We start from the raw sequence: 232 nt of genomic DNA, 5'->3' as shown, positions 1-232 counted from the left end.
TCACTCTCACTTACTGACGTTGAGTTACTCATGCTCGTAGAGTCGCTCTCACTCACTGATGTTGAGTTACTCATGCTCGTAGAGTCGCTCTCGCTTACTGACGTTGAGTTACTCATTGAAGTAGAGTCACTTTCACTTACTGACGTTGAGTTACTCATGCTCGTAGAGTCACTCTCACTCACTGATGTTGAGTTACTCATTGAAGTAGAGTCACTCTCACTTACTGATGTTG

General features: G+C 44.0%; 1 pseudogene. It reads left to right on the top strand.

The annotated features are described in order from the left end of the window. A pseudogene (locus TP70_RS12910) lies at nt 1–232 on the top strand (hypothetical protein); the annotation flags it as partial.

It is taken from the genome of Staphylococcus microti (genome assembly GCF_000934465.1).
Taxonomy (GTDB): Bacteria; Bacillota; Bacilli; order Staphylococcales; family Staphylococcaceae; genus Staphylococcus; species Staphylococcus microti.
This window is presented reverse-complemented; position numbering and strand designations above follow the sequence as displayed.